The sequence below is a fragment of the Pseudomonas gingeri genome (assembly GCF_013386115.1).
GTDB classification, from domain to species: domain Bacteria; phylum Pseudomonadota; class Gammaproteobacteria; order Pseudomonadales; family Pseudomonadaceae; genus Aquipseudomonas; species Aquipseudomonas gingeri.
Window position 1 is genome coordinate 443,684 of sequence record NZ_JACAOR010000008.1, and the last position, 19,469, is coordinate 463,152.

Annotated in this window: 10 protein-coding genes; 3 read left to right on the top strand and 7 right to left on the bottom strand. The window is 60.5% G+C overall.

Going from position 1 to position 19,469, the window contains the following annotated elements:
• Window positions 1-7: 7 nt before the first annotated feature.
• From HX881_RS17930 to HX881_RS17940, 3 genes are all read right to left on the bottom strand, one after another.
• Complete coding sequence (locus HX881_RS17930; RefSeq protein ID WP_177085761.1) at window positions 8-3,124, bottom strand: hypothetical protein; 3,117 nt, start codon at window positions 3,122-3,124, stop codon at window positions 8-10.
• Window positions 3,125-3,359: 235 nt separating this feature from the next.
• Window positions 3,360-7,454, bottom strand: a complete 4,095-nt coding sequence (locus tag HX881_RS17935) for a hypothetical protein (protein ID WP_177085763.1) — start codon at window positions 7,452-7,454, stop codon at window positions 3,360-3,362.
• A gap of 229 nt (window positions 7,455-7,683) precedes the next feature.
• Complete coding sequence (locus HX881_RS17940; protein WP_177085765.1) at window positions 7,684-7,887, bottom strand: hypothetical protein; 204 nt, start codon at window positions 7,885-7,887, stop codon at window positions 7,684-7,686.
• A 391-nt stretch (window positions 7,888-8,278) separates the two neighbouring features.
• Here HX881_RS17940 and HX881_RS17945 point away from each other — a divergent pair, with 391 nt between their 5' ends.
• The 3 genes from HX881_RS17945 to HX881_RS17955 all read left to right on the top strand — a co-directional run bounded on the left by HX881_RS17945 (window position 8,279) and on the right by HX881_RS17955 (window position 14,899).
• On the top strand, window positions 8,279-11,200 hold the full coding sequence (locus tag HX881_RS17945; RefSeq protein ID WP_177085767.1) for a hypothetical protein: 2,922 nt from the start codon (window positions 8,279-8,281) through the stop codon (window positions 11,198-11,200).
• Between the two features lie 250 nt (window positions 11,201-11,450).
• A complete protein-coding gene (locus HX881_RS17950) occupies window positions 11,451-14,369 on the top strand; it encodes a hypothetical protein (protein ID WP_177085769.1) in 2,919 nt (972 codons plus the stop codon).
• 131 nt (window positions 14,370-14,500) lie between these two features.
• A complete protein-coding gene (locus tag HX881_RS17955) occupies window positions 14,501-14,899 on the top strand; it encodes a hypothetical protein (RefSeq protein WP_177085771.1) in 399 nt (132 codons plus the stop codon).
• A 124-nt stretch (window positions 14,900-15,023) separates the two neighbouring features.
• Here the strand turns inward: HX881_RS17955 and HX881_RS17960 are convergent, their stop codons facing one another.
• The 4 genes from HX881_RS17960 to HX881_RS17975 all read right to left on the bottom strand — a co-directional run bounded on the left by HX881_RS17960 (window position 15,024) and on the right by HX881_RS17975 (window position 19,062).
• Entirely contained in the window at window positions 15,024-16,052 is a 1,029-nt protein-coding gene (locus HX881_RS17960; RefSeq protein ID WP_177085773.1) for an AbrB family transcriptional regulator, read from the bottom strand.
• Window positions 16,045-17,559, bottom strand: a complete 1,515-nt coding sequence (locus HX881_RS17965) for a tripartite tricarboxylate transporter permease (protein ID WP_177085775.1) — start codon at window positions 17,557-17,559, stop codon at window positions 16,045-16,047. The genes HX881_RS17960 and HX881_RS17965 overlap by 8 nt, the downstream gene beginning before the upstream one ends.
• A gap of 1 nt (window position 17,560) precedes the next feature.
• Window positions 17,561-18,019 carry a tripartite tricarboxylate transporter TctB family protein gene (locus HX881_RS17970; RefSeq protein ID WP_177085777.1) on the bottom strand — a complete coding sequence of 153 codons (459 nt, stop codon included), beginning with the start codon at window positions 18,017-18,019 and terminating at the stop codon, window positions 17,561-17,563.
• A 62-nt stretch (window positions 18,020-18,081) separates the two neighbouring features.
• The gene (locus HX881_RS17975; protein ID WP_177085779.1) at window positions 18,082-19,062 is read right to left on the bottom strand and encodes a Bug family tripartite tricarboxylate transporter substrate binding protein; all 981 of its coding nucleotides are present in this window, start codon (window positions 19,060-19,062) and stop codon (window positions 18,082-18,084) included.
• Window positions 19,063-19,469 lie beyond the last annotated feature (407 nt).

The following is a 19,469-nucleotide window of genomic DNA, read 5'->3' on the forward strand; positions in this document are numbered from 1 at the left end:
AACTCACTCAGTCCCACAAGGTAAAGAAGTCCAGGAAGGAATAATCAGCGCGGCTGTTGGCAACTTCTATGTGGGAAATGGGTCCATTAATCACCGGAACAGAGTAGTCTACCCAGTGATGGAGCACGTTAGTCCCCCCCCCAATGGCGTCTCCTCCTTTACATTCACGCTCTACCAATAGCGTCCCAATTGAGTTATAGAAAAAAACCGTTCCAGTAAAATTGAGATACGTATAGGCAAATCTCACTCTCTGATACCCTCGCTTGAACGTCAGGCGCAAACGTTGTCTGCCCACATTTCCATCGCTCAAGACGATCGAACGTCCAGACTGCATATCCGGTACCTGGTTGCCTGTGTAATGAACTATCCCGGATTTTCCTCCCGATTCCGGCAGCAAGGTGATCGTCATCAGCGGGGTGTCCATGCTCTGTCCCGCCGTGATGCTCCGCACGGGCACCGTTTCGAATGTTTCGTAGTAGATTCTGGGCTGGTTTTGCGTAACCACTATACGATACGGAAAAACCGTTGCATTGGCCTCGACGCTGCTGTGGTCAAAGGTCACCTTGAACGTGGCTGATAGCGAGCTGGTATCGTGCAATCCTCTCAGGTAACTGGCTGGTACCGGTATTTCCGCGTAGCCGGTGCTGATCCACCCGGAGGAAACCGGAAAGGCTTCCCATAGGGTGTGATTGTTCGGCAGCCCTCCCAATCTCAACCAGACTTTCTGGCCCACAGCGATCAACGGCCAGGCGAGCAGGCGCATTTTTATGACTCTTCTGACATCGAGCGTACCTCCGGTCACTTCGACATTGTCCGCATAGAACTTGGGCCTTGGCAGGTCGCTGTCATTGAACCGGGAAACACTGACCTGCAAGGTATCGGAGACTGTCGTGGCCCCGCCGCGCTCCACGCTGTAGCTCACCTGGCAATCGCCACCGATGGCCGCCGCCACCGCGCTGCTCGGTGCTGTGAAGTCCACCTGGCCCGAGGTCGAGCCGGGCTTGGGCAGGATGCCTGGCGTACCGATGCCGGGCTTGCCGATCCAATGCACGGTGATATTGTCGCTGGGATACATCGGGCTGTACTCGACCCGGATCGTGACCACCGGCGGGGAGTCGACATGCAGCGGATTGATCGTCGCGGTATCGGGGCCGGTAATCGTGCTTTCCAGCACCTGGGGCACTGGCAGGTCCAAGGCACTGCCAACCTTCATGATGAAGGGATGGGAAAACCGCGTCCGCGCGCCGTCGCGAGCGACGGTATAGTACAGGCGCATTGAGCGGTCGAGGTTGGGCAGGATGTACTCGCGCTTGAGGGTGAAGGGCAGGTCTCGGCCGACCCAAGGCGCCGTCACGGGAAAGCTGAAGGGCGGTGCACTGCCGCCGGGTGCACTGCCCTCGGCGTGGAGGTTGATGATGTCATTTTCGATGATGTCCACGTTTGCCTTGACCAGCACCCTGGCATCGAAGAGCGATACCTCGGGGTCGAAGACCTGATCGGGTGGTGGGGCTTCGTTCACCTCCACCGGTGGCAGCGAAGCCTGCGGTTCGCCCACATCGAGCAGCAGATCCTCGGACGGGATTTTACCCATCGCGTTTTCCACCCAGTAGTACAGCCGCAAGGTTCCGCCTTCGAGCCTGGCGATATCGCCATTGGGGCCATTCTGCAAACGGAAGACGATGTCGCCCTCACCGGCGATATCGTAGAGCTCATCGTAGTAGGACTGGCCATTGGCAAAGGTGCCGTCGAGTACCAGGGTGATCCGGTCGAACGGATCCTGGCCCAGATACTCCTTGATATTGACGATCAGGAAAGCGATATCCGGCGGTAATACATCGCCGGGCGCACCCTCGACCGTGGGCGCCGGCAGGCCGGTGCCGACCTGGGTGCCGGTGATATAGACGACCACGCTACGTGACCCACGCTCTGGGGCCGAGGAGCGGATCCGCACATAAGAGACCTGCACCCGCCCCTTGATCAGGGGCAGGATGTCGCTGTTCTTCCAGGGGATCCGCGCGGTGCGTCCCAGCTCGCTGACGACCACGGTATGCTCGATATACCGGGTGACACGCTGGCCCTCGAATGTTCGGCCGTTGAGCCTTACCCGAATGGTATCGCCGACGGCAAAGTCCGCCCGGTGAACCGCCACGACGATGGTGGCATCGGCGCCGTCGAGTGCATCGGCATCGAGTTCATTGTGCTCGTCTGACTCTTCCACATAAGGCTCGTAGAGCAAGGGCTCGGCCTGATCGTCCAGACGCACTTCAAGTAGCTGCGCCGGTGACCAGCCATCGGAGTAGTTGCCGACCTCGTCGACCACCTCGTATTCGCAGACGTGCTCGCCGCTGCCGATCTTTTGCCAGTCGCCGGTATTGACCCAGAGGGTGATCGGGTCGGTGCTTTCGACTTCGCCCTCGGTGACCCGGTGCTCGATGATATGGCCGCCGATGCTCAGGCGGATGCGGTCACGCACTGCGCGGTTGATGTCCGGTGCCGGGTTGCTGACCGCCGGGTAGAAATCGATGCGGACCGGGACCGGGGTGATGATGTCGCCTTCGCCGACCCCAAAATCGATCAGGTCCTGGGGAAAGACCGGCATCGCCAGGTTTTCGTTGTAATAGGTACTGGCGACGGGATTGCGGCCACCGGGGGAGACGGTATCGACCTTGAGACGAAAGCGCGCGGTTTCATCGGTGTTGCTACTCACCCGGGTCAGGCGAAAGAACACCGGGTCGGCCGGGCCGTCGGGCAAGCGTGCGCGGGGAATGAACAGCGGGATCTGGGCATTGTTGGCGGCCTCGATATCGCTGACGGTATGAAAGGCGACCGGAGTGACGGTGTCTCGGCAGAACAGTTCGATGAAGTCGTTTTCGGCCATGGGCCGGTAGGGCAGCAGGATGCACTGCAGGCCCTTGTCCCGATGGGCATCGAGGGCCGCCCGGTTGATGCCGCCGTCGAAGCCGACCACAGGCGCGGTCTTGTTGGGAATGTAGAGTTCGAGCTCGTTGAAGGGCACGGGGGTGATAGGTTCTGGCTGGCTCAGGTCGAAGGTGCGTGCTTGCGATGGGGCGTTGTCTTGCGATGGATCGTGGCTGGGGAGCAGGGGATCAACGTAGTCGTTCATGGTCGGGTTCCTGACAAGTCACGGAAAAAGGCGACCCGAAAGCCCGGATGGCGAGTCGTAAAGACCATTCAACGCTGGGAGGGAGTGGCTGGCTAGCTGTCAGAAATGACAGTGGCGACGAGTGGTGGATGTCGAAAGACAGGGGAGAGCAGGGCTCCCCCCTGTCAGTGAGCGTGAGTTTGCTAACGCCTGTTGATGCCCGTTCCTCGCAACGGACTCAAGGCGATATTCACTCTTACTCCCTCATCATTGCACGCAGGCGAATGGAAGGGTTGTGCATATTAAACCCCTGGGTTCCCCACTGCATATTCCCGGTAAAGTTGTAATACCGCGGATCGCTATAAGGCGTCGAGGTCCAGTAAGCTGGCAGCGTGCCGTCATTCACCCAGGTGCCGGGGTAACTGCTAAATAGCGGGCCCCATTCACCCCACAAAGTTCCAACCATTCGGTTGGACGTAGCATTGGAGAATTGCTGGCTTGAAATCGCATTGGCGGGAACTGCGGTTGTACCGTAAAGCTGGGGTGATGGTCGTACATAAAGTTGTGGCACGGCCAACGTATGTGTAACGGTTACATTTCTCGCATCCGTGATCGTGAAGGTAATCGATGCGCCAGGTTTGGAATGGACGGTGACTCGCCCCTTGCCATCGATACTCGCGACCGCTGAATTCGAGGAAGTGAACTTCACGGGTCTGGCTCCGCCGGCAAACCCGATATCGAAAATGGCGCCGGGGAACAGCGTTCTCGGAAAGCCGCTGTTCAGAGCAAATGTGAAAGGCGCGGGAAGCGGATCGGTACCCCCGTGCGGGCTGGCGACCAGGTTGACCAGGCTCAACGGCAGTGTTGCGATCTTGAAGCGATAGGGCGGTGACACCTGCGTCTCGCCGAGCGTAATCGCCGTCAGCTCATAATCCCCATCCGCTAGTGCGGTGAGCGAGGTTTCCCAGGTTTTCTGACTGCCAACGGACGCTGTGGCAATAACTCCACCACGGTTGCGTATCTGCACCGTCGAGTTTTCACGGCCCGTGCCGTAGACCGTCAGGTTAACGCTGGAGGTGGTGCCGTTATCAGGTATAACACCCTCGGCGTCGGTGACACGGGTGATGCTCGGCGTTACAGAGGCGATTACGGTGAAAGTCCTGATGTCGGACGACAGCACCCCACCGACGACTTTGGCGATGAGGTCGTGTCGTTCGAGGGGCAGGTTGTTGATGTGATCGCTCCAGATTCCAGAAGCATTGACGCTGGTGGTCAAGATAACTGTCCCACCTCTGCGTACCTCGATGGTGGAGTTGGGCGTCGCGGTCCCGGACAGCGTCAGGCTTCTTTGATCGGTACTGCCATTGTGAGGTACCGAAGCCCCGGTAGAGGTGTGCACGCCAGTAATCTCCGGTCTCACCTCACGGATGACGGTAAAGGTGCGCGGCGGAGTGGACTCCGGATTGCTGCCATACAGGCCGCGCGCGGTGATGCTGTAGTCCTTGGCTGTCACCGTCAGCGCGGGTGTGCTCCAGGTTCCGTTGTCGTCAGCGGCGACCGTGCGCAGGACGTCGTTGCCGTCACGAATCTGCACCTGCTGTCTATTGGCGGCTGTGCCCGTGAGTGTCATGGTCGTCGTGATCACGCGGGTGCCATTGGTGATCTCGGTGCCGCCGGCATCCTTGATGGAGGTGATGGTCGGAATGACAGAGAGCTGATTTTGCACGGTCACGGTACGCGATGGGAAAGTCTTGGCATTGGCTTCGACGCTGCTGTGGTCAAGGGTCACCTTGAAGGTCGCTGTCAGCGAGCTGGTGTCGAGCAGCCCATTCAGGTAACTGGGCGGTACCGGTATTTCCGCAAAACCGTCCCTGACCCAGGCCGCTGAAACCTCGGCGTCTTCCCAGAGGGTGTAATTGTTCGGCTGCCCCGTCAGCCTCAACCAGACTCTCTGTCCCGCCGCTATCAACGGCCAGGAAGGCAGGCGCATTTTTATGGTCCTGGTGATATCGAGCGTGCCGCCGGTCACCTCGACATTGTCCGCATAGAACTTGGGTGTTGGCAGGTCGCCTTGATTGAACTCGGAAACACTGACCTGCAGGATTTGGGACGGGGTCGTGGCACCGCCGCGTTCCACGCTGTAGCTCACCTGGCAACCGCCACCGATGGCCGCCGCCACCGCGCTGCTCGGGGCCGTGAAGTCGACCTGGCCCGAGGCAAGACCCGGCTTGGGCTCGATGGCCGGTGTGCCGATCCCCGGCTTGCCGATCCAATGCACGGTGATGTTGTCGCTGGGGTACATCGGGCTATAGCGCACGCGAATGGTGACCATCGGTGGCGAGTCGACGTGCAGCGGATTGATCGTTGCGGTGTCAGGCCCGGTAATGGTGCTTTCCAGAATATGTGGTACGGGCAGCTCCAGCGCACTGCCGACCTTCATGATGAAGGGATGGGAAAAGCGGGGCCGTGCGCCAGCCCGGGCGAGGGTGTAGTACAGGTGCATCGAGCGGTCCAGGTTGGGCAGGATGTACTCGCGCTTGAGGGTGAAGGGCAGGTCCCGACCGACCCAGGTCGCGGTGACAGGGAAGACGAATACCGGTGCGCTGCCCCCGGCGACGCTACCCTCGGCGTGGAGGTTGATGATGTCATTTTCGATGATGTCCACGTTCGCCTTGACCAGTACCCTGGCATCGAACGGCGACACCTCGGGGTCGAAAATGTGATCGGGCGGTGGCGCCTCATCCACCTCTACCGGTGGTAGCGAAGCCTGCGGTTCGCCGACATCGAGCAGCAGGTCCTCGGACGGGAATTTACCCATCTCGTTTTCCACCCAGTAGTAGAGACGCAAGGTCCCGCCTTCGAGCCGGGCGATATCGCCATTGGGACCGTTTTGCAAGTGGAAGACGATATCGCCGGTGCCGGCGATATCGTCGACTTCCTTGTAGTACGACCGGCCATTGGCATAGGTGCCGTCGAGCACCAGGGTGACCCGGTCGAAAGGATCCTGGCCCACATATTCCTTGATATGGACGATCAGGAAGGCGATATCCGGCGGCAATACATCGCCGGGCGCGCCCTCGACCGTGGGCGCCGGCAGGCCGGTGCCGACCTGGGTGCCGGTGATATAGACGATCACGCTGCGCGAACCTCGCTCCAGGGCCGAGGAGCGGATCCGCACATAAGAGACCTGCACCCGCCCCTTGATCAGGGGCAGGATGTCGCTGTTCTTCCAGGGGATCCGCGCGGTGCGTCCCAGCTCGCTGGCGACCACGGTATGCTCGATATACCGGGTGACACGCTGGCCCTCGAATGTTCGGCCGTTGAGCCTGACCCGGACGATATCGTCGACGGCGAAGTCCGCCCGGTGAAGGGCGACGACAATCGTCGCGTCGGCGCCCTCGAGGGCATCGGCATCGAGTTCGTTGTGCTCGTCGGATTCCTCCACATAAGGTTCGTACAGCAAAGGCTCGGCCTGATCGTCCAGACGCACTTCAAGTAGCTGCGCCGGTGACCAGCCATCGGAGTAGTTGCCGACCTCGTCGACCACCTCGTATTCGCAGACATGTTCGCCGCTGCCGATCTTTTGCCAGTCACCGGTGTTGACCCGGAGGGTGATCGGGTCGGTGCTTTCGAATTCGCCCTCGGTGACCCGGTGCTCGATGATATAGCCGCCGATGCTCAGGCGGATGCGGTCACGCACGGCGCGGTTGATATCCGGTGCCGGGGGGCTGATCGCAGGATAAAAATCGATGCGGACCGGTACCGGAACCTCGATATCACCCTCGCCGACCCCAAAATCGATCAGGTCCTGGGGAAAGACCGGCATGGCCAGGTTTTCGTTGTAGTAGGTGCTGGCGACGGGATTGCGACCGCCTGGGGAGACGGTATCGACCTTGAGGCGAAAGCGCGCGGTTTCATCGTCGTTGCCACTCACCCGGGTCAGGTGAAAGAACACCGGATCGGCGGGGCCGTCGGGCAGGCGTGCGCGGGGGATGAACAGTGATATCTGCGCGTTGTTGGCGGCCTCGATATCGCTGACGGTATGAAAGGCCACAGGAGTGACGGTGTCGCGGCAGAACAGTTCGATGAAGTCGTTTTCGGCCATGGGCCGATAGGGCAGCAGGATGCACTGCAGGCCCCTGTCCCGGTGGGCATCGAGGGCCGCCCGGTTGATGCCGCCGTCGAAGCCGACCACGGGCGCGGTCATGTTGGGGATGTAGAGTTCGAGCTCGTTGAAGGGCACGGGGGTGATAGGTTCTGGTTGGCTCAGGTCGAAGGTACGTGCTTGCGATGGAGCGTCGTCTTGCGATGGATCGTCGCTGGGGAGCAGGGGATCAACGTAGTCGTTCATGGTCGGGTTCCTGACAAGTCACGGAAGAGGGCGACCCGAAAGCCCGGATGGCGAGTCGTAAAGACCATTCAACGTCGGGAGGGAGTGGCTGGCTAGCTGTCAGAAATGACAGTGGCGACGAGTGGTCTGTACCGGTGATTTCAAATTGAAAAGGGGAGTCTTATTCCCCTTTCAATTCTCTATCGCGGTCGCGTCAAGTGCTTGCCAGGAGGGGCTTTAACCAGATCGTTTATTCATAGTCCGCGAGGTGGAGGATGATTAAGTAACTGCCATCTTCTTCGAGTTTATGTTCTCTCAAGGTCACCAGCGAGCGTTTTCCTGGAGCTAGCTGGCCATTGATGACATCTCCTTGGACGGGGACGACTAAAACTTCTGCCTTTGCTTTAAACGCTGTTTTCTTGTTGCCTGCCATTACCACTATTTTAGTTGTCATAAAGACGCCTCTATGAAAAAAGTGATTGAGCCGGATTTGCTTTCACTGAGCGTTTTTTCATCCCTGAAAGTAGCAAGCCTGTTGAAGACTGCGCGTTGCACTGCCTCTCTCTGCTGGTACTCGGCGTGTCAGCGAATCAAAGAGGTATTTTCTGAGGCTTGGTGATTCATTCGACACCGAAGTGGCAGGAAGGGCTACCTGTCAGAAATGACAGTATCGACGAATGGTCATTGGAAAAAGAGTGTGAAACCGTTGGTCCACTTTACAGCCTTGCGCGGCTGAAACTGTCATTTCTGACAGTAGACATTCCCTCTCCCGAAACTTCAAATGACCTCAACGCGCAGTGGCGGCGGGCAGCCGATAGCCCATGTTCCGAACAGGAGTGTGCGTGATGAAAGAGCAACCGCTTGCCGAGCTCGACTTGCCCGAAGCCAAATTGCTGGATGCCGATGGCGGGCACCTTGACAGTCTTCTGGTGCCCTTGGACGGCACGCCTGTCGAAGTCCGATACCCCGATATGCTGCCGACCGACCTGATCCGCTTCTGCTGGCCGGGCCTGTTGCCGGATGAAGAGTTTGCCCCGATAGAGCCTGTGTACGGGAATGCCGATGGCGTGGTCCAGTTCAGGGTGCCCTATGACTATGTCGGCTATGTCCTGGACATGTATGCCAGTTTTTTCTACACGGTGACCCGCGATGAAGAGACGTTCAAGTCGCGGGCGGACACGGTCAGGATCACGCGACCGAGCACCTTTCCGCTTCTGCACCTTGTGCCGTTGATCGACAATACCCTGTTCCTGTCGGCGCTGAGTGACGATCATTTCACGTTGCAGATGGACCCCTGGCCGTTTATCACGTCGGACTGCCGGGTCACGGTGTGGGCGCATGTCGAAAAGCCCGGCGGTGAAAGAATCAACTTCCGTCTCGTGACACAGGAGCGGGTGACCGCGACGGATATCCGTGTCGGCTGGACTCGCCGGTTTTCCAGTGACGTATACGCCACGAGCCCTTCCGGCAGCATACTGTTCTTCGATTTGTTTGCCTCTTTCGGCGGCCAGTCCCACAGCATCCGGTTCCTTCCAGGGATAGCCTTTGTAGGGCTGAACAAGGACCCCCTGCCTACCCCGGAGGTACCGCAAGCACCGGATGGGCTGTTGGACCTTGAGGTTGTCCGCGGTGACCCACAATGCCGGGTCGCCCGCTGGCCTTTCGCCCAGACGGGGCAGCCGACCTGGCTGCATGTCATCGGTGAGCTCGATGACGGAAGCTCATTGCGTATCGATGTGTTGCAGGGCGAGCCGTTTGTTCCCGATGGCGAATTCCAGGGACTGAGCACTCTCTTGCCACGTGGAGCACTGAAACAGCTGCGCGATGGCAGTTACTTGTCTGTGCACTTTGGTGTCAACAGTCATGGCCCGGCCGATGAGAGTACCGCGATCTGGTTTCCGGAACTGCGGCTCAAGGTGCTTCAGGAAGCCCTCGAACTGATTGCGCCAAGCGTACTGCAGGCATCCGGTTCGCTGTTGAATCCGATCAATGCCATCGACGGCGCGACGGTGCGGGTTGCCTATGAGCACATGAGCATCCATCACATCATTCACCCTTTCTGGACAGGGCAGCCCGGATTGGGCACACCTGTCTTGGGCTCTGCGTCCGGGAGTCGTGACGGTCATGTCGATTTCCCCGTGCCGCCTTCGGCAGTGACGGCCAATCTCGGTACCACCGTAGAGGTCGGTTACTTCGTGGAGTACAGGGGGCAGACACTCCCGTCACCCGAGTTGTCCCTGCAGATCATGGCCCTGGCAGGGTTGCCGACTCCCGCGGTGAGCCAGGCCACCCTTGACGTATTGGATCTCAACACGTTCGAAGGCGATATCGAGTGCACGGTGGAGCCTTGGGACTTCATTGCCCGGGACCAACCCTGCTGGCTGTGGATCACGGGAGAATTGGAGGATGGTTCTCCCCATGTTCTCGAGGTGCTTGAGGGCGAACCCCTGCCGGCCGAAGGCGTGGTGCAAGGAGTGGTTGCGGGAGTGTTGCGGCACGAACTGGAGAAACTGGCGGATTGCAGCACGCTGACGGTGTATTTCGCGGTCAACTTCGATGGTCGCTCGGACAAGTCGTCGGCAGTCGTTTTTCCGCTGCTGGAGCTGCACCTTGTGCAAGAGAACCTGACGTTGCACGAGCCCTCGGTGCTGGAGGCGGTAGGCTCGACGCTGACACCGTTCAATGCACAGGACGGGGCCACCGTACGGGTGGAGTATGAGCGGATGAATGCTCGGCAGAGCATCCAGGTCCGCTGGCAACGTCCCGATGGCAGTTTTGTGCCGATTGACGCCCAGGACGGCAACAGTGATCCGGGTCATGTCGATTTCCATGTACCACGCGAAGCAGTGATTGCCGGAATGGGCAAGACCGTCCCCGTCAGTTATTCGGTGACCAGCCCGTGCAAGAATGCCACCTCGCCCTTGCTCCGGTTGAACATCCTGCTGCCCACGCGCCTGCCTGCGCCGGTGGTACGACAGGCGACCGGAGGCGTTCTGGATCTGCGGACTTTTGTTGGCAATGCCGATATCACGGTTGAAAAATGGTGGTTCATCCTGGCCGGGCAGAAGTGCTGGTTGCGTGGGGTCGGGACTTTGCAAAATGGCAGTAACTACACCTTCACGGTCATCAATGGCGCGGCCGTGACGTTGGATGAGGTGGGCAAGGGGCTGCACAGGATCTTGCAGCGGACGGTTCTCGACTCATTGAAAAATCAAAGCGAGCTGACCTTTACCTGCAAGGTCACCGCCGATGGCAGCACTCAGGAAAGCCAGGCGATCAGCTTTGTGCCGCTGACGTTGAAGGTGCTCAGGGCGGTCATCGACTACGAAAGATTCGAGACGGTCCCCTTGAAGAAGATCACGGCGGGGCAAAGCATCGAGGCGCCGACGATGACGGTTACCTTGTTGCCCGACTCTCGGGGAGAGGCCGGTATAATCCAATACACCGACAACAACAATCCGGACATGGTCTCCGGGCACTCGCTCGCCATGAGCATTGCAAACTCGGGAACACAGCGTGCGCGCCTGGCGCTCAAGCTGGAGTACCTGCGGGTCAGATTTTCCTTCATGTACCTCAATCTGTCCGCGACGATCTTTTTCTATAACAAACAGGGGCGGCTCCTGGAAGAGCGTGCTCTCACAGGAGGAGGAACGGGGGTCATCAATTATTGGGTCGACTACTCTGCGCCCGTGGGTGAACGCATTGCCTCCGTGGAAGTGGTCAGTAACGATTACATCATCATGGACTTCTTTACCCTGTGGGGCTGAGTACACTGAGTCTGTCTGACAAGAAACGGGGGAACGCGATGTTCCCCCGTTCAGGAGGAACACGGGACCTGAGGCATGGTCCCGCAGCGTGGAACGGCAGTGAAAACCCGTCGGTCGGTTTTCCTCTTATTTAAGGTCAAGACTGTCATTTCTGACAGTAGACATTACCCCTTCCCGGAACTTCAAATAAGGTCAACGCGCAGTGGCGGTGGGCGGCCGATGGCCCATGTTCCGAGCAGGAGTCGTCCTGATGAAAGAAACACCGCTTGCCGAGCTCGATTTGCCCGAAGCCAAATTGCTGGATGCCGATGGCGGGCGCCTTGACAGTCTTCTGGTGCCATTGGACGGTACGCCTGTCGAGGTCCGATACCCCGACATGCTGCCGACCGACCTGATCCGCTTCTGCTGGCCGGGCCTGCTGCCGGATGAAGAGTTTGCCCCGATAGAGCCCGTGTACGGGAATGCCGAGGGCGTGGTCCATTTCACGGTGCCCTATGACTATGTCGGGTATGTCCTGGACATGTATGCCCGTTTTTTCTACACGGTGACCCGCGATGAAGAGACGTTCAAGTCGCAGGTGGCCGATGTCAGGGTCGCGCGGCAGAGCACGTTCCCGCCGCAGAAAATATTGCCAGTGTTCGACAATACCCTGTTTCTGTCAGCGCTGAGCGACGATCATTTCATCCTCCAAATCGATGCCTGGCCGTTTATTACGTCGGACTGCCGGGTTACGGTATGGACTCATATCGAGAAGCCTGACGGCGAAAGAGACTACTTTCGGCTCCAGCACCGAGAACCGGTGACCGAGGTGGATATCCGTTTTGGCTGGCAACGCAGGTTTCCCAGTGACGTATACGCCACGTACCCTTCCGGCAGCATTCTCCACTTCGTTTTTCTTATGTCTTTCGGTGGGCAATCCCACGACATCATGTTCTGGCCGGGAATATCGTTTATCACGCTGAACAAGGACCCGCTGCCCGCTCCAAAAGTCGCCCAGGCCCGCGAAGGCATGCTCGATATCCGCACATTCGACGGCGATGCCGAGTGCACCGTGGCGCCCTGGCCGTTTATCCAGGCCGGGCAAAAGGTCTGGTTGCAGGCCACGGGGACCCGGCGCGACGGCAGCCTGCTCGAGATCGTGCTGATGCAGGGCGAAACGGTCACGGAAAGCGAGGTGGGCGAAGGGCTGAATCGTCCGCTGCCGCGTGAGGACCTGGAGCAACTGGCCGATCTGAGCCTGCTGACGGTCACCTGCAAGATTGATCATGGGCAGGGCGATGCCATTAGCCTGAAACCGCTGGAGCTGACGATGCATGTGCCGGTCAGGCTGGTCCTGCCGCCGCCCGGTGTCCGTGAATCGACCCAGGACGGGGCCGACGGCTGGCTGCTGAATCCGGTCAACACCACCGAGGGTGCAACCATCGTGGTGGCCTATAGCGGCATGAGCGCGGGGGATTGGGTCTGTCCCGCCTGGGAGGGTACGCCCGGGGCCGGTTCGCCGGCGCTTGAGTGCGGTGAGGTACGGGAAGGCGAAACGTCCATCGAGTTCCGGGTACCGCCGTCGGCCATCAGTGCGAACTTGCTCCAGACGGTCACGGTGTCCTATAGCGTGACGCAAAGCTCGGGCGTGTTCTGGCCCTCACCGCCGCGCCGGGTGACGGTGCTCGATATCAGCCAACTGCCGACACCGATGGTGGAGCAAGCCACTGCCGGCAAGCTGGACCTCAATACCTTTGCCGGGGATGCCGATTGTGTGGTCGAACCCTGGGACTACCGGGCGCTTGGACAGCCTTGCTGGCTCTGGGTGACCGGCGAGCTGGAGGATGGCAGCCCCTACAGCTTTCAGGTGCTCGCCGGCGAGCCGCTGGATGCCGAGTGGCTGGAGACGGGCGTGAGCAGCCTGCTGCCACGTGCCCAACTGCAAAAGCTGGCGGACTGCAGTCGATTCGAGGTGCACTTCGCGGTGAATTTCAACGGGATTGCCGATAAGCCCACGGCCACGCTGTTCCCGACCCTGACGCTGGAAATCACCCAGGAGGATTGGGTCCTGAAGGCGCCCACTGTCCGTGAGGCCGTCGGTTCGCTCCTGACCGTCTACAACGGCAGGGACGGGGTGACGCTGCGGGTGGAATACGAGGCCATCAATGCCCGGCACAGCATTCAGCCCTGCTGGCAACGCGATACCGGGGGCTGCCTGCCGCTGGAGCCGAAACCCGGTAACGACGAACCGGGGCATGTCGATTTTCATATTCCGCGCGAGGCGGTGATCCAGGGGATCGGCAAGACGATACCGATCCGCTATACCGTCACCGGCCGCTGCAAGGTGGCGACTTCTCCGGATCTCGATCTGCAGATCAGCGTGCCCGTCCGGTTGCCGACACCGGTGGTGCCGCAGGCGACCCGAGGCATTCTCGACGTGCGTACCTTTATCGGCGATGCCACGATCACGGTGGAACCGTGGTGGTTCATCCAGCCGGGGCAGAAGGTCTGGTTGACGGGCCTCGGGGTCGGGAAGAAGGGCAATCCGGTGATCTTCAGGATCCTGCAGGGCGAGCCGGTGACGGCGGGCCAGGTCGGCAGTGGGCTGCGCTCGCCGGTGTCGCGTGCCCAGCTTGAGCAACTGGAAAACGTCAGCCCCCTGAGCTTCACCTGCAAGGTCACCGCCGATGGCAGTGCCAATGAAAGTGAGGCCGTGAGGTTCCCGGTACTGGAACTGACGGTACGCCTGCCCTTCGATGACCTGACCCCGTTTGACAACGGTGACTGGAACAGCTGGCTCAAAGGCCCCGCCGCGGCGGATCCCCGTGACCTGGTCATCAAGCACGAGGACGGTAACTGGTTCTTGTACAACTGGACGTACACGAATCAATCCAACGGTGTGTTTCTGTATCGAGACTACCGCGGCCTTGAACCGGGTATGAAATATGAGTTCAGTATTGCCATTCGACGCGTGAACGATGTGCCGAGCGCTCCCATAGTGTCTCTGTGGGTCGAGGGTAAATCATTGGTGGGACCTGTGACCATTTCTCATCAGAACTGGCAGACCTTGAAAGGTGTGTTTACCGCGACAGCCAGCACCATGCGCTTACAACTGTATAACCATGTCGCGACCGGGCTGGGGAACGATTACGCGGTGGACAATGTGCGAGTAAGGGAACTGGGGCTGTAAGGCTGATTCCAGCTTCTCCGGTTTCCCAGGACCTTTTGTCGGGACTGTCATTTTTGACAGTTTCCGGGGTGTTGATTTGTTGTTGGAATGGCCTGGGGAAATGAAGGCATGGGCACGGTGGATTACTGCCCATGTCGGATTTTCTGATATCTGGTTTTATTAAAGGAGTCAGGGTAATGACGGATTCAACAGAAGTGATTAAATATACTTTGCCACAACCTCATCTTCTTGAACTTTCAGGTGATGTGCTTCACGTCCCGGATCTGGGAGGAGGGCCTGCCACCGCAGAGGTCAGGTACGATGGTATCAAGGCAGGGGACTCCATTCTTCTTGTGGGGGATAGACTTGTAGATCGTTTCCAAATTCCCCATACGGTTTCCGCGTCTGAAGCGTCAAGCGGCAAGGCGACAATAAAGATTGAAAATCGCCATTTTTTGTATTGGGGAGAGCATCTCGATCTCATAAACCTCTATTACGTCGTAAGTAATGTCGGTGAGTCAGTTCGACTTCTCTTTAGATTAACCTACTGACAAATGAAACCAACAGGCGCCAGATCCAGGTGGATAGGCGGTTTTCCTGAAACTCTTTCCTTGCTGATGACTCGGCATTGATCCGCAAGGAAAGGGTTGCTCGACCTGTAAGCCAGGCAGTCCCTCAAGCCTGCCGGCTCCAATAGCGAAACAACGGTTCCGCCAGAAACAGCACGAACAACAAGCGCATCACCTGCATCGCCGTCACCAGCGGCACCGACAGTTGCAGGGTCTCGGCGGTCAGGCTCATTTCCGCGATACCGCCGGGCATCATGCCCAGGGTCAGCGAACGCAGATCGAGGTGGGTCAGCGCACTCAGGGCCCAGGCCGAGAGGCTGGCGATCAGCATGGTCAAGGCGGTGCCGATCAGTGTACGGCCCATGAACGAGGGCGCGCGGCGAAAGAATTCGCGATTGAAATGACAACCCAGGCCGCTGCCGATCAGCCATTGGCCGATCTGGCTGCCGCCGTTGGGCAGGCCGATATGCAGGTCCCAGGCGATGCTTACCGTCGCACTCACCAGCAACGGTCCGAACAACCACGGATTGGGCTGGCGCAAGCGCTGCCAGAGCCAGGCGAGCAGGGCGCCCAGGGGGAACAGCACGGCCAGCCAGCGCCAGTCGACGACACTCGCACCGCCCAGCGGCACGCCATCGCCGAGCAGGTACTTGAAGGCGGCCGGTACGCACAGCACCACCACCAGCACCCGCAGGCTCTGTCCCGCCGCGACCCGGCTGAGCACCGCGCCATTGCGCGCGCCGAGGTTGACCATCTCCCCGGAGCCGCCCGGCATGCTGGAGAAGAACGCCGTGGCGCGATCCTCGCCAGTGCGCCGCAGCAACCAGACGCCGAGTACGCTGGAGAGGCTGGTGACCAGCGCGCCGAAAAAGATCAGGCCGAAATGCGCGAGGACCTGCTCCATCACCACCGGGGTGAAGTGCAGGCCGATGCCGATGCCGACCACCCACTGGCCGGTCTTGCGCCCGCCGGGGATTTCCGCCAGTTGCCAGGGAGTCAGGCAGCGCACCAGGATGATCGCCAGCAACGAGCCGACCATCCACGGCAGCGGCCAGCCGACCTGGCTGGCGAGGTAACCGCCGACCAAGCCGACCAGCGGCGTTCCCCACCAGTCCCTGAAGGCTTTCTCACGCATTGGCCAGGGCACGACGCTGGGCGGCACGCTTGCGCCAGATGCGCAGCAGCGGCATCGACAGCATGATGAAGGTCAGGACCCAGACGCCGAGGCTGATCGGGCTCGACCAGAGGATCTCCAGCGCACCGTTGGAAATCGACAGCGCCCGGCGCAGGTTCGACTCCATCAGCCCGCCGAGGATAAAGCCCAGCAGTACCGGCGACAGCGGGAAGTCCAGCTTGCGCAGGATGTAGCCGAAGATGCCGATGCCGATCATCAGGAACAGATCGAAGGTGGTGGCATGCACCGCGTAGACGCCGATCGCGGTGATGATGGCGATCACCGGCACCAGCGCCCAGTTCGGCACGGCGAGGATGCGGGTGAAGATGCGGATCATCGGGATATTGAGGATCACCAGCATGATGTTGGCGATGAACAGCGAGGCGATCAGGCCCCAGACGATATCCGGTTGCTGCTGGAACAGCAGCGGCCCCGGGGTGATGTTGTACAGCGACAGGGCGCCGATCATCACCGCGGTGGTACCCGAGCCGGGGACGCCGAGGGTCAGCATCGGTACCAGCGCGCCACAGGCCGAGGCGCCGATGGCGGTTTCCGGCGCGGCGAGGCCACGCTTGTCGCCCTGGCCGAAGGTCCCGCCGGCACCGGCGATGCGCTTCTCGGTCATGTAGGCCACGGCACTGGCGAGGGTCGCGCCGGCACCCGGCAACACGCCCATGATAAAGCCCAGCAGACCGCAACGGATGTTCACCACGAACACCGACGCCGCTTCCTTGAAGTTGAACATCATCCGCCCTGTGGCTTTCACGGCCTCCTGGCCATGATGGGTCTTTTCCAGCAGCAGAAGGATTTCGCTGATGGAGAACAGACCCAGGACCAGCACGACGAACTGGATGCCGTCGGTGAGGTGGATATTGTCCCCGGTGAAGCGGTAGACGCCGCTGTTGGCATCGATCCCGACACTGGACAGGAACAGGCCGATCAGCGCCGCGATAAAGGTCTTCAGCGGTCGGTCGCCGGCCATGCCGCCGAGGCAGACAATGGCGAAGACCATCAGCACGAAGTACTCCGCCGGACCGAAGGCGATGGCCCATTTCGCCAGCAGCGGGGCGAACAGCACCATGCCGCAGGTGGCGATAAAGGCACCGATGAACGAGCTCCAGGCCGACAGCGACAGCGCCACGCCGGCCAGGCCCTGGCGGGCCATCGGGTAGCCGTCGAGGGTGGTCATCACGGTGGAGGCTTCACCAGGGATGTTGAGCAGGATCGAGCTGATCCGTCCGCCGTATTCGCAGCCCAGGTAGACCGCCGCCAGCAGGATCAGCGCCGATTCCGGCGGCAGGCCGAGGGCGAAGGCAATCGGGATCAGCAGGGCGACGCCGTTGATCGGGCCCAGGCCCGGCAACAGGCCGACCACGGTGCCGATCAGGGTGCCGCAGAGGGCGGTGACCAGGTTGTAGGGGCTGAGCGCGACGCCGAAGCCCTGGCCCAAATAGCTGAAAGTATCCATGTCAGTTCTCCAGAACGTCGAGCAGTCCGAGGGGCAGTGGCACGTCCATGGCTTTATCGAACAGCAGATAAAGCCCGACGCTCATCAGGCTGATGATCACCACGCTGGGCAGCCAGCGACCGCCGTACAGGCGTGCCATCGGCACGCCGATCAGGATGCTGCTGAGGATGAAGCCCAACGGCTCGAAGGTGCCGGCGAACACCAGCAGCAGTGCGGTGCAGATGCCGATCTTGGTCAGGGTCTGGCGGTCCAGTGGTGGCTCGTCGTCGTTGTGCTTGATCGGCGCCGGACGGAACAGCATGTACAACAGCGCCAGGCCCATCAGGCCGAGCATCAGCAGCGGGTAGGCCCGCGGTCCCACCGGTTCATAGGAAAATGCGGCCTGGTAGGGCCAGGCCATCAGCGCCAGGCCGGCGCAGGCCAGCAGCAGCGTGAAGGCGAAAATGCGTTGCAAGAGCATGACGGACTCCTGGGCCACGCCACCGGTAACCGGAAGGCGTGGCCGCGACTAGAGAAAGATGATCACTGGATCAGGCCGAATTCCTTGGCCAGCACTTTGTAGTCGGCAACCTGCTTCTTCACGTAGGTGTCCAGCTCCGGGCCGGTCATGGCGAACGGGAAGAGTTCGCGCTGGTCGCGCAGCTTGGCGAACTCTTCGGAAGCCAGCAGCTTGTCGAAGGCGTCTTTCCACCAGGCGTAGTCTTCGTCGCTGACCTTCGGCCCGAGGTAGAAACCGCGCACCACTGGCCAGACGATGTCGTAGCCCTGTTCGCGGGCGGTCGGGATGTTTTTCATTTCCGGCTCGTCCAGGCGCTGCTCGGAGAACACCGCCAGCAGGCGCATGTCACCGCTGAGGATGTGCGGCATGGAGTCGGAGATGTCGGTGCTGCCGACCTGGATATGACCGCCGAGCAGGGCGGTGGCGATTTCGCCGCCGCCTTCGAGGGCCACGTAGCGCAGGTCGCGCGGGTTGATCCCGGCGGCCTTGGCGATCAGTGCGGTCTGCATCCAGTCCTGGCTGCCGACGGTGCCGCCGGAACCGATCACGACGCTGCTCGGGTCCTTCTTCAGGGCCTTGACCAGATCGTCGAGGCTCTTGTACGGCGAATCGCTTTTCACCGCGATGGCACCATAGCTGGTGCCGACGGCGGCCAGCCAGCGCACGGCGCTTTCATCGAAACGGCCGAACTTGCCCTGGGCCAGGTTCAGCAGCGAGCCGCTGGACCATGCCACCAGGGTCCCGGCGTCGGCCGGGCGCTGGGCCACCACGGCGTTGTAGGCCACGGCGCCGACACCGCCGGGCATGTAGGTCACGCGCATCGGCTTGCTCAGGACTTTCTCGTTGACCAGGGCGCTTTGCGCCAGCTTGCAGGTCAGGTCGAAGCCGCCGCCCGGCGAGGCCGGGGCGATGCATTCCGGGCGCTTGGGCTCGGCGGCCAGGGCTTGGCCGGCGAGCAGGACGACGCTGGCGGCGAGGGCGAGTTTACGTAGTGACAGGTCCATTGTTCTCTCCACGGGAGTTGTTGTTATGGGTTTGTTTCGAGGGTGGCGGGGCAACGCAGTCGCTTACCCGCAAGCGCGCCTGCCCGGCGGCAGGGCAGAGGTACGGGGTGGTTGGTGCGGTACGAGAGGTCGGCCAGGGCGCGGGCGCCGTGAGGCACAGTGTGACCGAAAAGGGCAAGGACGAGCCTGGGGCTGTAGAGACAGCATCGTGTCGGACTCCATTATTGTTCTTATTCTTGGCGAAAACGCATCGTGGCGTTTTTCGGGGTTTTACTATCCTGGATACAGCGGTATCGCGTAGGAATCGGCAGTCGGAACTGTCCGTAGGGAGACTCTAAAGGCTTAACCTTTCACCAACCTTTCAGCATGAAAGGCCCGATAAACAAGGGGAATGCTGGCTACCGGGC

Coding starts and splice junctions, on each gene's coding strand:
- HX881_RS17955 (WP_177085771.1), top strand. CDS start 14,501: ATGTCGGATTTTCTGATATCTGGTTTTATTAAAGGAGTCAGGGTAATG.
- HX881_RS17935 (WP_177085763.1), bottom strand. CDS start 7,454: ATGAACGACTACGTTGATCCCCTGCTCCCCAGCGACGATCCATCGCAA.
- HX881_RS17965 (WP_177085775.1), bottom strand. CDS start 17,559: ATGGATACTTTCAGCTATTTGGGCCAGGGCTTCGGCGTCGCGCTCAGC.
- HX881_RS17975 (WP_177085779.1), bottom strand. CDS start 19,062: ATGGACCTGTCACTACGTAAACTCGCCCTCGCCGCCAGCGTCGTCCTG.
- HX881_RS17945 (WP_177085767.1), top strand. CDS start 8,279: ATGAAAGAGCAACCGCTTGCCGAGCTCGACTTGCCCGAAGCCAAATTG.
- HX881_RS17950 (WP_177085769.1), top strand. CDS start 11,451: ATGAAAGAAACACCGCTTGCCGAGCTCGATTTGCCCGAAGCCAAATTG.
- HX881_RS17930 (WP_177085761.1), bottom strand. CDS start 3,124: ATGAACGACTACGTTGATCCCCTGCTCCCCAGCCACGATCCATCGCAA.
- HX881_RS17940 (WP_177085765.1), bottom strand. CDS start 7,887: ATGACAACTAAAATAGTGGTAATGGCAGGCAACAAGAAAACAGCGTTT.
- HX881_RS17970 (WP_177085777.1), bottom strand. CDS start 18,019: ATGCTCTTGCAACGCATTTTCGCCTTCACGCTGCTGCTGGCCTGCGCC.
- HX881_RS17960 (WP_177085773.1), bottom strand. CDS start 16,052: ATGCGTGAGAAAGCCTTCAGGGACTGGTGGGGAACGCCGCTGGTCGGC.